This is a genomic window from Rheinheimera gaetbuli (genome assembly GCF_054781935.1).
Genome location: NZ_BAAGTL010000004.1, coordinates 159,588 through 174,887, shown reverse-complemented (window position 1 = coordinate 174,887; position 15,300 = coordinate 159,588). Strand labels below are relative to the sequence as shown.

Sequence of the window (15,300 nt, the reverse complement as noted above, 5' to 3'; positions counted from 1 at the left end):
TTTTGCGGTAAAAGCGGTCATTCGCATGCGGATTGTGTTGAGGTGCTGAATCTCTGCTTTTCGCTCAAAGCGGAATTAAGGCTTTTCCCCAAACTCAACAATATGCTTCCTAAGTTAGGAATGGACTCCGAATTCTAGCCGGGTAATTAGCTTTAAGACGGCTAAGGTATCTGCGGTCGTTTCAAGCATTTCAATCGGTTGCTTTTGCCCGAGCGCAGGTACTGATGTTTGCATCCATTGGGCTGCTGATTTTCGGTTACCTTCAAAAAGATCTGTTGCGCGGTCTGTCACTTGGATAAGACAAAAGATACGATCGCTCTCTTCACGGGTGAAGTGACCATGTTTTCGTCGGCGTGCCAGCGTCGTACTGGTAATACCAAGCGACTGTGCTACTAAAGCCGGGCCTAAACCAATAATGTTCGCTACATTGGACAGCAACCCAACGCTAAAACCTGACTTTACCATCGCTCTAACCCTGGCATCTTCATTTGGCAGTTTAAGTTCTGCCCAAATACTCTTAGGAGCGTGAGCTGGCAGGTATTTTCGGGTTTCCGTCATGCTGTTCCTTTAAAGGTAATTCTCTATCATAGGATTTAATATTCCGTTCTAAGTTGCGAGAAAAACAATGTTTGGGACTGGTCTTAATGCGACGTTACTTCAGTTATTGGCTCTGAATGCAAAACTTTAAGCCATATCCCCAAACTTCATCTCTTGCAGCACTTGAAGCAGCTCTCTGCGTTTTTCCTCTGTTAAGAGCAGGCTACGGGGGCGTTGACCATCAAACCTTGGGATTGGCGTATCAAGCCATTCATCTAACAGAGCCTTGTCATTATTGAAAAAAACATTTAGCTCATGCTCTAGCTGCAGTTTTGAACAAGTTTGATTTTTTTGCATTTACTTGCCTTAAATAACCGCGGTGGATACTGTTTTGAAAGAGCCTATTAAATAATGCCTCGATTGGTATAAATCCGGGTGGCCTTTTTATCCCGCTCACGGGCTGGGGGAACGTTGCTCCGGCATCACTACTCCAGTTTCCTGGTCCCGGTCTGTAATGACAATTTAATTATAAGTTTAAATGAGCATGGCTTCACAGCTGTATTTAACTTTGTGCTGCTTTACTTCGCGACAGGTAAATCCTGCCAGTTGGTGGTGTATGCCGGCGATAGCAGCTCACGCTTCATACTCCAGTCCTGCTTGATACCCTGGCTGGCAAACCAAATGGTCTTGCCATGTTTGGCGTTTAAATTATCTATCAGCTGCATTAGCTGCTGGTCTGATTCTTTTTTAATGAGCGGCTCATCAAAAAGCCCGGGTTGAGATACACCTGGGTCGTAAAAGTCTGACAACATCACGCCGGCTTTGGCGTACCTATACCCATCCAGCCAAAGGCCGTCTAAAAGCTGCATTGCTTTGGCCAGGAAAACCCGGGTGTCGCTGGTTGGGCTATCAAGCTCAACGCTTTTACTGGCGCTATAAGGCGCGTCTGTATCGCTGAAAGGGCTGGTACGCAGGAAGACGGTCAAGTACTTTGCTTCCTGCTGCTCCTGGCGTAACTTTTTGCAGGCGCGGCTGATGTATTCACTTATAGCCTCCCGCATGTATTGTTTGTCGGTAATGCGTTCACCAAAAGCCCGACTGCTGACAATCTGTTTTTTCGTCGGCGCGATTTCCTCCAGCGCGATACAAGACTCGCCATTAAGTTCACGCACGGTGCGCTCTACCACTACCGAGAAATGCTGCCGGATATATTTGGGGTCAGCATCTGCAAGTTGTAGTGCCGTATTGATACCCAGCTGCTGCAATCGCTTTGTTAGTTTACCGCCAATGCCCCAAACTTCATTTACTGGCAGCAGTGCCAGTAACTTTCGCTGCCGTTCATTACTGGTTAAATCCACCACGCCGCCTGTTTTATGCCATGTTTTGGCTGCATGGTTGGCAAGCTTTGATAGGGTTTTAGTCGGCGCTATGCCAACACAAACAGTTATGCCTATACACTTTTGAATAGTCTGTCGTATCGTGAGGCCAAAGTCGGTTAGACCTTTGTGATAACTGACACCAGTCAAGTCCAGAAACGCTTCGTCTATTGAGTATACTTCAACACGGGGAGCCAGATTTTCTAGGGTACTCATGACCCGCTGTGACATATCAGCGTATAAGGCGTAGTTAGAAGAAAACGCCTTGATGCCGTGTTTTTTCATTAGCTCTCGCACCTGAAACAACGGCACTCCCATCTTGATACCGAGCTTTTTGGCTTCTCTTGAGCGAGCGACTACGCAGCCATCATTATTGGAGAGTACAACTACGGGGGTGTTTACTAAGTCTGGCCGGAATAATTTTTCACAGCTAGCATAGAAGTTATTGCAGTCCACCAGTGCGAACACATCAGGATTCATTTGCGTTTTAATTGCCGGACAATGTTAGTCACCACACCGAAAATATTTAGCTCATCACCATCACGTAACTTTATGGGTTGGTACGCCGGATTGCGAGGTAACAGCAGAAACTTTGGATGGGTGCATAGCTCTTTCACCGTAAATTCACTGCCAATGGCAGCTACTACTATGTCGCCATGTTCAGCATCTATTGAACGGTCTACTACAAGTACATCACCATCATAAATACCGGCCTCAATCATCGAGTCGCCTTCCACACGAACAAAGAAAGTCGCATTCGGATGGCGAATACACAGCTCGTTTAGATCGAGTGTGCGTTCAACATAGTCCTGGGCAGGAGATGGGAAACCAGCTTTAACAGGGTCACTATAAAACGGGATCGGGCGCTTTGGCCAGTTATCGGCATTGCCTATAAATACTGCTGACATACAAACCTCAAAACTGTATATAAATACAGTATATCAGTCGTGCAGAAATTGGCAATTTACGTTATGACATAAATTACTTCCGATTTTGAGCGCTAACTTGTCAGGTGGTAAAACAATTTGAAGATGGCTAAGGATAAGGGGTTGAGCTACTTGCACTTGCTTTGGCAAATATATAGCTGTTGGATAGGTGTTCATATCAGCTACACACCATCATTCGTTATTTATTTCAGAAGAGATTATGCGTGTTTACTAGTAGTCTAGTTTTGCTGGATTGGAGTGTGATGGTGACTTCTCAGGATGTTTTAACCACCAATTATGCGATTTTTAAAGCAATCCGTGCTCGTTAGTGAACTATCTCCGTTTTAATTTAATTTTGTATTTTCCCCATCGATTTTTATCTGCGGGTAATCCTTTTTGTCCGATGAGAGAACTGTTGACAGGATGAGCCTGAAGATATGAGTGTATTGCTGTGGGAAAATTATCTTCTGTTAAATGCTCATAGTTCAACTTTTGCACGTTCTGCTTTGGCGGCATACCCTTTGACAACTTTCCCAAGGGAATTTCTGCCCAATGCACAGCTTGGGCTTTTGATAGTAACCACCTTCCTTGTTCGTAGTTTACAAGTCTTCCTTTTTTGTTATTCCACTTTAATTTCCCGAAGACTTCAAACCACTCGATTATGAAATTTGGCTCGAGCATTTCGGATTTGATTACTAGCTCCACAAGTTGGTTTGCATACTGAATATTGCCCATGCGTCCTTGCTCTAACGCAAAGACAGCCAACTCTTGTATGTCATCAGTAAATTTCTGAATATCGTTAAATACTTCTTCAACTGACTGTCTAAAGTTTTTCGACATATTTTCAACTTTGATAAAATTAACGTCCGGTTTTTGACAGACTTGGAGCAGCACAAGGAAAAAAGGTGTCTCAGCCCTGAGAGGTAACAATACACCACTCAGGTACTTTTTAGCATGGTACGAATTGCAAAATTTTAATTTTCAAAGTTGCTTTTACTTGCCCTAAAGTAAGAGAAAATAAGCCTCATAAGTTTGTTAACTAAACCCTGTTAAAGATTCATCCTGCATCTCAATTGCCTCTACCTCTCATACAAATGCCGCTGAAAACCAATAAACGTTTCGCGGATAGCGGCCGTGGTACCTAACTCTTTTACTGCGTCGCCAATGGTATGGTATTTCAGTTCAATTAAGCTGCGCATTTTGCTGGTAGAAAGCTCTGCTACACCGTCTTCAACGTACTTACTCAGGACAAAATCGATAAATTGTTGCTGTTTATCGTTACTAAACGCAGCCTTAATTCCGGGTTTAGCCACCGCAGCACGCTGGTCACGGCTCATTGCTTCCCTGTTATAGGCCACATAGCGCAGCACGTCGTAAACGTCGCTGTCTTTGGCATCTATCAGATCTTTCATGCCTTCTAGCTTTTCTTCGTCGTAGCCGGCTTCTGAGAGGCTATTGAGAAGCTTTTCTCTGGTGGCCGGGTCACTCCAGATTTCACGTAGCTGATCTTCGTTCTCGAAATACTGTGGCAAGTCTGAAAACAGCCGTTCAACAAATTCTTTCGCGGTAATCGGTTTATCGCCAAACCAATACATTACCGATGAGATATGTTTTATTTGCCGGGTTTTGCCATCACTCAGTTCGATGGTGATTTTCTCGGTTTTTTGGCAAATACAAGGTGTGCTGTTACATACCTGGCATTCGATCGGCTCACAACTACAGGGCGCGCTACCACAAACAGTACAGGCCGGCGGTTCACACAGACAAGGCTCGCTTTCACATTCGGCACAAGGCGCTTTTGGACAACCGCATGGGCTAAAGCCACAAATGCTACACGGTACTTTTTCGCAGCTACAAGGCGTATTACCACATACTTCACAAACATTTTCTGGTGGCAGGGGCTCGCCGTCCCATTCCGGATCAGCAAAGTTATGGTGTGCTTTTACAAAATCATAAATGGTGAAGTAGTCCTTACCTTCATACATGCGTGTGCCGCGACCAACAATTTGCTTAAACTCGATCATGTTGTTACAGGGGCGCATCAGTACGATGTTACGCACATTACGGGCATCCACACCGGTAGAAAGCTTACGCGACGTGGTTAAAACGGTCGGAATAGTTTTCTCGTTATCCTGAAATATTTTCAGGTCGTTTTCACCGGCGGCACCGTCGTTAGCGGTAACGCGAACACAATAGTTGGTGTTAGTTGTCCAACCTTTTTGTTTGGCGTACTGGTTGATGAAATCACGAACCATACCGGCATGTTCCTGAGTGGCGCAGAACACGATGGTTTTTTCATGGGGTTTAAACAAATCCATCCAGTAGTGAACACGTTTCTCTTCGCGCGCCGGGATAGTAATAATACGGTTAAAGTCACCTTCTTTGTATAACCTACCTGGCTCTGGTTCACCTCGTACTACAACACCATCGCCCGGGGTATAGACATATTCGTCCATCGTTCCCACAATGGGATAAACCTTAAATGGGGTTAAGAAGCCGTCGTTAATGCCTTGCTTTAGCGTATAGCTGTATACCGGCTCACCAAAATAGTGGTAGGTGTCTACGTTGTCTGTGCGTTTTGGCGTGGCGGTTAAGCCCAGTTGTACCGCAGGCGAGAAATGCTTAAGAATATTGCGCCAATTACCTTCATCATTTGCACCGCCGCGGTGACATTCATCAATAATAATCAGGTCGAAAAAATCAGCAGGATATTGCTTGTAATAGGCATTTTCATCTTGAATTACTTCATCTTCTTCACTTTCTTCGACGTCTTGATTTGGGCCGCTCATAAAAGTTTGGAAAATGGTAAAAAACACACTGGCATTTTTAGGCACTGAGCCTTTTTTGCGTATTTCATCCGGGTTAATACGCACTAAAGCGTCTTCACCAAAGGGGCCGAAGTCATTAAATGCCTGATTGGCTAATATGTTGCGGTCGGCTAAAAACAAAATGCGTGGACGGCGCTTGGCTAACTCCGGGTTTTTCTGGGCGGTTAAGCTCCAACGGCTTTGAAATAACTTCCAGGCGGTTTGAAAAGCAATACAGGTTTTGCCGGTGCCAGTAGCTAAGGTAAGCAGTATTCTTTGCTTGCCACCTGCAATGGCTTCCAGAGCATTATTAATGGCGTTTTCCTGATAATAACGCGGCTGCCAGTCACCCTTTAACTCAAAAGGAATGGCGGTAAAGCGTTCGCGCCATACTTTTTTGTAATCGGGTGCATTTTCATCTTTTGCGCTAAAGGTAAGCGACCACAATTCATCTGGCGACAAGTACCGTTCTACCAGCTGCTCGTCACCAGTAACCATATCAATCTGGTAAATGTCGTGGCCGTTAGTGGCATAGGCCAATCGGCATTGCAGGCGCTCGGCATAATCTTTCGCCTGGCGCACGCCTTCGGTGTAACTTAAGGTTTCTTTCTTCGCTTCAATCGCCGCTAGTTTGCGGCCTTTATACACCAGCACGTAATCGCTGTTTACCGGTTGGCTGCGTTTACCACCAGTAAGAATACGCCCCGGGCAAATTACTTCCCGTCGAATAAAGCTCGCCGCTGTCAGGCCCCAACCATCATGTTTTAATTGCGGGTCAATTAAATCAGCGCGGGTATCGGCTTCGTTACGGTTTGCTTTGTTCTTCGGGATAAGTGTCATGCAGCAATTCCTTTGCTTTTAGTTAGCTCGCCAGTAAAGGCTTTATGCAGGATAGATTTTTTGAGTTCATCTAAAGACGAGAGCTTTTTTTGATATATCTCTGTTAGCTGTAAAACGTTATTTGCTAATTTATTTAATGTATCAACTACTAATTTTTGATGCCTGCTATCTGGTTTTTTAAACCTGAAACTCTGTATCTGCTTACCGCTGATATGAGGCACTCCAAGACCAGTTTGAATTGAAATAACGTAACTCTCGAAAAGCTTACTGCCAACCAGATGATAAAGATAATCTGAATTGAGAGACTTTAAACAGCGCAACCTTGCCACCCGTTGAACCAACAATGCAGGTAAGTCATCCTCAGTTATTCTAGAATATTTCATACCGGCTTTAACCCATGTGCGATCCATCGCTAAAACAATATCGCTTTCCGCAAGCAAATATTTTTCAAACTCTGACACTTTATCCTTGGGCCACAATTTAACTCCATCCCATCGCAACTTGCCTTGAACAATATTGTCACCACGAATCAAAGGCACGCTATCAGTATGTTCCACATATTCTCTACTTTTGAAAGCATATCCTGTCAGCAAGTCAGTTTCATCACCAATAGTTGTGTCTATCCAACCCTCACCACGCTGACTAAACACTTGCTGCAAGTAGCTTTCAAACAACTCACGGGCGTTTTTCAGGTTTGTTTCAGCGGTAGCGCGCGCTTGGTCAATATCGGCAAAGGCTTGGTCGAGAATGGCGACTATGCGTTTTTGTTCGGAGACCGACAGTATCGGGACAATTAGACTCTGAAGTTTTGAAATAGTTAACGTGTCGACTGTTGCACCATTTCCTACTTCAAGCTGCTCTCTCATTAAAGTCGATTTGAACCAGTAGTTTATATACTCGCTAACCACATCAGAAGTTCTTTTCAGCCATAAAACACTGGCGTCTTTAAAGTAGAACTTATCATTGTCTTTTACGATATATGTGTTACCAATGGTTCCAATCGCAGTTATGACGATATCGCCTTGTGTTGGAACGCCATATTTTTTTAAAAGCTGTTCGTACAAATCTTCATCGATAAACAAATCATTTTCGACACAACCATCTTGAGATAGCTTTGTTACTTCCCTTCCTCGATAAAAGGGAACGCCAGAATCACGCCACTGGGACTTCAAGACACGCTTGCTGGAGCCAATCTGAAAAAGAGCGCTAAGAGTGACCTTTGGAATCATCACAGCAGCTCCTGAATACTGGCCAAAATCGCTTCACTCTCTTTATCGAGCGCAATAATTTCTTGGATAATGTCTCTGGGGTCACGCAGAGCTGTTTCTTCTTTGGCATTAGGGTTTTTAACCGATAAGTCCCAGGTGCTGCTATCCAACTTACAGGTGGCTAATGACCAGGAGTTATCAGAATCAGCAAAACTGGCCTGCAACTGCACAAACTCTTTTAAGTCATTGTCATTTAGCGGGTTGGTTTTGCCCATATTACGGCCCACATTAAGCTGATAAAACCAAGTGCTTTGGGTCGGTTCGCCTTTGGTGAAAAACAACACTACTGTTTTAACACCGGCACCAATAAAGGTACCACCGGGGCAGTCGAGAATAGTATGTAAGTTGCAGTTTTCCAGTAGCTCTTTGCGAAGGGCTACAGCAGCATTATCGGTATTAGATAAAAAAGTGTTTTTAATCACGATAGCTGCGCGGCCACCCGGCTTGAGTGCCTTAATAAAGTGCTGCAAAAACAGGAATGCGGTTTCACCGGTTTTGATCGGGAAGTTTTGCTGTACTTCTGGTCGCTCTTTACCACCAAAGGGCGGGTTAGCCAGGATAATGTCATGCTGCTTGTTAGGCGTGATGTCCTGCAGGCTCTCCGCCAAAGTATTGGTGTGAACCACGTTTGGCGCTTCAATACCATGCAAAATCATATTCATAATGGCGATAACATAAGCCAGCGACTTCTTTTCTTTAGCGTAGAAAGTGCTTTCTTGCAGTACCGTTAAGTCGCTGGATTTAAGCTGGCGTTTTTCTGCGCCGCCTTTGCGTAAATAGTCAAAAGCTTCGCACAAAAAACCGGCCGAGCCTGCTGCCGGGTCATAAATGGTTTCACCAATTTTTGGCTTTATCACGTCAATCATGGCGCGAATTAATGGGCGGGGTGTATAATATTCGCCACCGTTACGCCCGGCATTACCCATGTTTTTAATTTTTACTTCGTACAGATGCGACAGCTCGTGCTTGGCTTCTTGTGAGCGAAATTGCAGCTCATCTACTTTTTCCAGTGCATCACGCAGCGAGTAGCCGCTTTGAATTTTGTTTTTTATCTCACCGAATATCTCGCCAATTTTATACTCAATGGTATTGGGGTGTTCAGCCCGTTGCTTAAAACCTTTCAGGTAGGGGAATAGTTCACCATCTACGTACTCCATTAAGTCTTTGCCGGTCCGGGCCAAGTCGTGATCAAAACTACCGTCGGCTTTTTTAGGGGCAGCCCATTCGCTCCACCGGTGTGCTTCATCAATGATGTAGCTGTATTCCTGCTCCATCAATTCCGCTTCCTGCGATTTTGCAAACTCCAGGTCATCCAAATACTTTAAAAATAGCATCCAGGAGGTTTGTTCGGTGTAGTCCAGTTCACTGGAGCAGCCAGCGTCTTTATGCAGTATGTCGTCGATATTCTTAAAGGTTTGTTCAAACATTGGTGGTTAATTCCTGATAGGCCTTAGCCTACAAATTCATCTCAAATCTGTAATCGCGTTTGCGCTGCTCAGCATGCCGCAGTGCGGTTCGGCGCATTTGGAATAGCATCATAACCCTTAAACGGAGTTCGCTTTTCTATATAAATGAATTTACGGTGTATTAAACATAGGGGCAAGTAGATTTATGGCGGTTAATTAACAGCCAGCATCTTTGTGCAGTATGTCGTCGATATTCTTAAAGGTTTGTTCAAACATTGGTGATTAGTCCCTGATAGGCCTTAGCCTGTAAATTCTTTTTTAAATCCGTCATCGCGTGAACGCAATAATGCTTTAATTGCTGATAATTAAAGGCAATTTAGCAACAATATGAGCATCGAAATGGTTAAATAGCGCAAAGTTTTTTATAGGTACGAATTTACGGCGTATTTAGCAGCGGCGCAAGAAGATACTATCTTTGTGCAGGCACCGCACCAGCTAATTGGTAATTGTGACAGCACACGGAGGGCTCGATATTTATTTGCTCAATAGCTGAGCTAATGTTTTATAAGTCGAATATTCACGAGTGATTAACTTATCTTCAGGATTAAGGGCGTTAGGGTTATATCTGGATGGCTTTACAACTTCTGAAATTAATACTTTATCTAATGGCACTGTAAACGGGTTGCTTGATTCCTCGTTACTACTTTTATATTTAAAAATAACATCGTAGGCTTCACTTAAGTGCTGTTTTTCGAATGTATTCGCCCCTGCGTTCAGTGCTATTTTTAACGATTCTACAAGTATATGTTTTAGCATCCTATTTTCACCTTTGCATGCTGCAAACAATGGAATTGCAAAATTTTTATCTTCTAGCTTTGGCGCTGAGTTAAAAGGCATGAATCTAGCCAGACTCATCAAGTATTGGCGAAAAAGCTTGCTGTCATTTTGGAGACTAAAATATTCAAGTTTTCTTCTTCGAACTAAACGCGACGACCATTGTGGCTCTTCAGCTATTTGCTCAGCCCAGGGCATTCCAACAAGAACAATTGGTACTTTTGCTTCTTCGCTTATATATTTCAGTCCATTGGCAATGTGTTGCCGTTCTAAACCGGTTTTAAACTCAATCAATTCCTGAAACTCGTTAATTACGAGAAGTTCGACTTGGGCTCTTGTTAAATTATCAACCAGCTTTTTCCTTAAATCTGTCCTGTAACCACGCCTTTTCTGTTGATGGCCACCAAAGCGATCTAAATCTGCGAGCATTTGAGTTAGAGTGGCGTCTAAACCCTTGCCGCTTGATATCCGGCTTACCAAGACTGGCATAGTCTCTCTGCCATAATTTTGGCTGGCTAAAGTACGCCTCCGGTATTCGTTTATTAAGTGACTTTTACCAACGCCTGTATCCCCGGTAAGTAACATACATTGCTGATCAGATTGAAATTTTCGATTAAACCTTAATTCATCAAAATCATTAAAAATATCTTTGACCAGAGGATATGCAACAAAGCAGTCGCTGAATATCTTTAACTGCTCAATTTGGTGAGGGGTCAAAACGTTCACTCAAAAGCCTCTAAATCATCATCCCAGCTTTCTAAAATGTTGCCAAATTCAGGGTGAGGTTGCTCAGCGGCTAAATTAATTGAAGCATCTTTTTTAACGTGAATGGTACCTTTACCAGTATTGCTAATATCTGCGAGTTGAGCTTGCTTTTTGGCCCCAGAAATTTTTACTTGTGCTTTGGATGCCATAAAAGCTTCTTGTTCTTGCTTTACTCGTGCGTGAATTGCCATACGAGCTTTTGCTAATCCCAAGTTGTCTCTTCCTTCGCGTATCTCTTCACGATTAAACTGCTTAATGACTTTGTGTTCATGCAGACTTAAGCCTTCGGTGTAGCCGCTTTTATCAGTACATGGGACTTTAAGATAGCCATCTAATTCTGCAAGGTAGACATGGATACTTGATAAATCATCAGGATCAACTTTAATGATTTTTTTTATTGAGTCAGGGGTTTGCGGATAGTGTTTTCTGTAATCTGATAGCGCAGTTGAGTCATACATCAACTCTTCAAATTTGATCCCATTTCTAGTAAGCGTTCTTTCATCAGAGGTGAACATAAGTACTTTAAAGCGTTCTTCCTCATCGGAACTCATTTCAAGTGGTGGAAAAACATCAAAACCTTGTTGCCACCGCTTTATTGGAATGCGAGTTTCTCTTGAATTTGTATCCTGATGATAGACATCGACAATCCAACGATGGAACTCTTCGACAAAAGTAGAAAAACGCATAATCGCGTCTTTTTCGGGCTTGTAGTCTTCTTTGGCGAGAATATTTGAAAAGGTTTTTCCTGGCATTTCAGTTAAAAAGGTTTCGTTAATCATTCCGAAAAAACGCTCTACAAACGGTTTCAGCCAAGGCTTACGAACGGAATTATATTGAATGTTTATTCCTGCCTCCCTACAGGCATGTTCCAGGCTTTTCGACCAAAACTCAGCGCCGTTATCTACAACCAAATTTTCAATTTTGCCAAAACATGGCCAATCATTTTGGAGTTCTATCTCCATACTTTTTAATGATTTAGGTTTTATTGCGTGTACGATTGCCTTGGCAGCTGAAACATATGAAGGTGACCGATAACTCAAGTGGAACCCCAAAACACAACCACTAAAAACATCAACCATTAAGGTTAAATAGGGCCGGCCAAGTGGGATAGATAATTCATCGTCAAGCAGGATTAAATCAAGAGGAGTATGGTCGATTTCTACCCGCTCTAATATTCGCGTTGGGGGTATATGAGACGAGCAGTATGCAAACCACTGATCTGCTATGAATTTACCGTGTCTTGCGACAGCCAGCGGATAAGGAGGCAAAGATTTTATTCTTTGATTAAAAGCCGTGTAAGAAATGAGCGGGATTTGGCCATCAATAATGCTTTGATTTTCTATAGTTATGGCATCTTTATAGTATTTGTAAGCAGTTGACACCGACGGCCGCTTTGCATCAAGAAAACGAGATAATGCAGCCTCAAAAAAAGCTTCGTCACCTTGAGTTCGACTCTTTCTGTTACCCATTTTGTGTCGTTTAGCAACCAATGACACAAGATCACCGTTACTATCGATGTAACTTTTACGCCAGCGGACTACCGTTCGCCAATTTGGCCGCTTGTCTGTGGTGTCATTAAAAAACTCATCGAGAATTGGATCTAAGTTTTTTTGCGTCCATCCACCTGTTACTCTTTTCTCCAATAAGGAGATAAGCTGATACTTATCGAGCGCACTTTCTTTTAAAGAATCAGCAAAGGTATCTAAATCTCGATTGAGTATTCTTGCATCATCTAACTTCACATATTCAATAGGTGTGTCAGGTTTGTTAGTTAGTGCTGACTCTATAAATTCATCTTCAAAACTCATCAAGTTAAACACCATACTGAGGGATTACAAACTAGATCATCATGGTTTAAGTTGGTTTTAATCAGCCCTCTATTTATTAGGGAATATAAGTGTGAGCGAGTTTCACCCACTGTCAATGAATGCTTGCTTGCAACATCATTAACACTGATCCTGCCCGCTTTCTTAATGAGATTAATCAGTTCAATTTGAATTGTATTCAAACCGTAAATTCCAGAGTACCTATGCAAAATTTTAAGATTGTTTAGAAGAGGATTTACACGAATCTGGCGTTCCGTTATCAACAAAAGGTCAATACCCAAGGACTGGGCAGCTATTTTTTTGGCTAAAAATTTAGCTCTAAAGATGGGATCGAAAGTTTTGCTGTAAGGTTTGTACTCATGGAGTTTTACAGACCCATCATAAAAGAAAATTATGGCATCGGGTGTATAGGGTAGTTTTTTCTCTTCAAAATCGTAATAAAACCCTTCAGGCTGGCTACCGAATGCTTTTATTTTTTCATTGTACTCGTGGTGAAAGCAAGCATCAAACTCCAATGAGCTCTCACACATAATGGTTTCACCAACTTTGGCGCTAGCGAATTTAAATACGTTTTTATTGGGTGAGGGTTTACGCAGGCTTCTAATGTACATGAGTAAAACTCAAGTAATTTAAGTTTATCTATAGTACTTGATGCTGGAAAATTGTCAAATTTGTCAGACTATGCTTATATTTTCAGGTAAGTCAATGATATTAATGCATATTAATTATGTTGTAAAGTTACAGAAGTCTATTTTATGTCAAGCTATGCTTTAAATTTGTCAGACTATGGTTATATTATGTCAAAGTATGGTTTCAGCGACACTTGCTCTGCTCTGGTAGCAGCATAACATGGCAAAAGTGACTTTGCTGCTACAACCAGCCTTTCTGCCGCGCAATACGGGCGGCGTCTATGCGGTTGGCAGCATTAAGTTTGCTGATGGCGTCGGATAAATAATTGCGCGCTGTGCCCTCGGCAATATACAGCGCGCCGGCAATCTCGCTGGTGCTTTTGCCTTCGCTTGCCAGGCGCAGTGCCTGGCGCTCTTTGTCGCTGAGCGGGTCTTGTTCACCCAGCGAGTTAAGTAACAATTCACTGTCTACCACCCGCTTACCGGCCATTACCTGCTGAATAGCCTGTACCAGTTGCTCTACCGGGGCATCTTTTAATAAAAAGCCGCCCACACCGGCATCCATTGCCCGTTTCACGTAGCCTGCGCGGCCAAAGGTGGTAACAATAACGACTTTGGTCGCCAATTTGTGCTGCTGGATATACTGTGCCAACTCAATACCACTTTTGCCCGGCATTTCAATATCGCTTAGCAGCAAATCAAAGCTTTGTTGCTTTAGCAGCGTAAGTGCCGCATTGCCATCGGCCGCTTCTGTTACCGTAAACCCCCCCTCCAGACGCAACAGGCTGGCCAGTGCGGTGCGGATCATGGCCTGATCTTCAGCCAGTAAAATGTTCATTGCGTAGCTTCCTGTCATAGTGCGTTGTCTTGCAGTGGCAGTTGAATACGGGCTGTTACGCCATCATGTTGCTGCAGCGCCAGGCTGGCACCGATAGCGGCTAAACGCTCGCGTAAGCCAGCAATGCCATTACCTTCTTTAATCTCAATGGCCTGGCCGTTATCGCTCAGGCAAATGGTAAACTCATTAGCTTGCTGCAAAAAGCTCAGGCTACAACTGTCGCCTTTGCTGTGCCGAATCACATTGGTAACCAATTCTGTTAGTGCCAAAATCAGTGCCGTTTCCCGCCTGGCATCTAACTGCGGTATGTCGCCCTTTAGCACTGCCTGAAAACCGGCATCACGCAAACGGCTGAGCAATTTAGTGACTTCGGCGGCCAACCCCTGATGTTTATAACCCGACACACTTTGCCGCACCTGGCTCAGTGCTTCACGTGCTATCTGGCTCAGTTCGCTCAGCTGTTGTTGCGCAGCATCTGTATGCTGGCGTGCCAGCAGTTTTTCCGCTAAATCGGCCTTTAAAATAATGCTGGATAAGGTATGGCCAAGAATATCGTGTAAATCGCGGGCAATGCGTTCGCGCTCTACCATGGTTGCCAGTTGTTTAATTTCATCTTCGCTTTGCAGCTCTGCCAGGCGGTGCAGCTGCTTTGACTGTTCGGCACGGCCCAGCCAACTGACACTTAGTACAATCGGCACACCCATGATCAGAAACAGGTTCCAGTGAATGGTCAGTGTCAGCTCCAATACTACCAACAAGGCGATAAGTAGCGTCATCAATACTAAAAAGCGTCGTACCGGATAGGCATAGCCGATAAAAAAACCGGCATAGGCGAACATTGAGATAGCGCCGGGGTTTACCGGGGTGATCAACGTTGCCACCGCTATTATACCGGCTATCGGCCAGTGCATGTCGCGGCGACTGCAGCGATAGGCCCAAAAGTAGCAAAACAGAAACAACAACAAGGCCGCCGCCATACTTAAATACTGCCATAGCGCAAAGCGCACGGTAAATAGCGGAATAATATAGAAAACAAGGTTTATCAGATAAACCCAGCTCAGTTTACTTTCCAGTCTATCGTATGGCGTCATTGCTCGCTCCCGCTATCGGCAGGCGGTCAGTGTAATCAGTATCACGCCGTTAGCGCCAGTGACAAAGGTCATATTACGCGGTGGCATTTGTCATGGCCAACTGATGACAAGCGTTAGCTGTGCCAGCTGCCGCCACAACCTAAACTGGCCCTATCAA

Annotated in this window: 13 protein-coding genes; all 13 read right to left on the bottom strand. The window is 43.8% G+C overall.

Features of this window, described 5'->3' with window-relative positions; genetic code table 11:
* Nucleotides 1–114: 114 nt before the first annotated feature.
* The 13 genes from parS to ACYVIC_RS04915 all read right to left on the bottom strand — a co-directional run bounded on the left by parS (nt 115) and on the right by ACYVIC_RS04915 (nt 15,143).
* Nucleotides 115–558, bottom strand: coding sequence for a type II RES/Xre toxin-antitoxin system antitoxin (gene parS, locus ACYVIC_RS04975; RefSeq protein ID WP_460857814.1), 444 nt, complete (start codon nt 556–558; stop codon nt 115–117).
* Between the two features lie 126 nt (nt 559–684).
* Nucleotides 685–894, bottom strand: coding sequence for an MbcA/ParS/Xre antitoxin family protein (locus tag ACYVIC_RS04970; RefSeq protein WP_460857812.1), 210 nt, complete (start codon nt 892–894; stop codon nt 685–687).
* Nucleotides 895–1,115: 221 nt separating this feature from the next.
* Entirely contained in the window at nt 1,116–2,393 is a 1,278-nt protein-coding gene (gene umuC, locus ACYVIC_RS04965) for a translesion error-prone DNA polymerase V subunit UmuC (protein ID WP_460857810.1), read from the bottom strand.
* Nucleotides 2,390–2,821, bottom strand: coding sequence for a translesion error-prone DNA polymerase V autoproteolytic subunit (umuD, locus tag ACYVIC_RS04960; RefSeq protein WP_460857809.1), 432 nt, complete (start codon nt 2,819–2,821; stop codon nt 2,390–2,392). The genes umuC and umuD overlap by 4 nt, the downstream gene beginning before the upstream one ends.
* A 351-nt stretch (nt 2,822–3,172) precedes the next feature.
* Complete coding sequence (locus ACYVIC_RS04955; protein WP_460857807.1) at nt 3,173–3,679, bottom strand: hypothetical protein; 507 nt, start codon at nt 3,677–3,679, stop codon at nt 3,173–3,175.
* A 239-nt stretch (nt 3,680–3,918) separates the two neighbouring features.
* Nucleotides 3,919–6,486 (bottom strand): EcoAI/FtnUII family type I restriction enzme subunit R, encoded by a 2,568-nt coding sequence (gene hsdR, locus ACYVIC_RS04950; protein ID WP_460857806.1) that lies wholly within the window; start codon nt 6,484–6,486, stop codon nt 3,919–3,921.
* A complete protein-coding gene (locus ACYVIC_RS04945) occupies nt 6,483–7,715 on the bottom strand; it encodes a restriction endonuclease subunit S (RefSeq protein WP_460857821.1) in 1,233 nt (410 codons plus the stop codon). The genes hsdR and ACYVIC_RS04945 overlap by 4 nt, the downstream gene beginning before the upstream one ends.
* Entirely contained in the window at nt 7,715–9,181 is a 1,467-nt protein-coding gene (locus ACYVIC_RS04940; protein ID WP_460857804.1) for a class I SAM-dependent DNA methyltransferase, read from the bottom strand. Before ACYVIC_RS04940 ends, ACYVIC_RS04945 begins: the two co-directional genes overlap by 1 nt.
* 513 nt (nt 9,182–9,694) lie before the next feature.
* On the bottom strand, nt 9,695–10,720 hold the full coding sequence (locus tag ACYVIC_RS04935) for a TniB family NTP-binding protein (protein ID WP_460857802.1): 1,026 nt from the start codon (nt 10,718–10,720) through the stop codon (nt 9,695–9,697).
* Complete coding sequence (locus ACYVIC_RS04930; protein ID WP_460857800.1) at nt 10,717–12,567, bottom strand: transposase; 1,851 nt, start codon at nt 12,565–12,567, stop codon at nt 10,717–10,719. The genes ACYVIC_RS04935 and ACYVIC_RS04930 overlap by 4 nt, the downstream gene beginning before the upstream one ends.
* Nucleotides 12,567–13,196 (bottom strand): TnsA endonuclease N-terminal domain-containing protein, encoded by a 630-nt coding sequence (locus ACYVIC_RS04925; protein ID WP_460857798.1) that lies wholly within the window; start codon nt 13,194–13,196, stop codon nt 12,567–12,569. Before ACYVIC_RS04925 ends, ACYVIC_RS04930 begins: the two co-directional genes overlap by 1 nt.
* 259 nt (nt 13,197–13,455) lie before the next feature.
* Nucleotides 13,456–14,052, bottom strand: a complete 597-nt coding sequence (locus ACYVIC_RS04920) for a response regulator (RefSeq protein WP_460857796.1) — start codon at nt 14,050–14,052, stop codon at nt 13,456–13,458.
* Between the two features lie 14 nt (nt 14,053–14,066).
* On the bottom strand, nt 14,067–15,143 hold the full coding sequence (locus ACYVIC_RS04915; protein ID WP_460857794.1) for a sensor histidine kinase: 1,077 nt from the start codon (nt 15,141–15,143) through the stop codon (nt 14,067–14,069).
* Between the last annotated feature and the right edge of the window lie 157 nt (nt 15,144–15,300).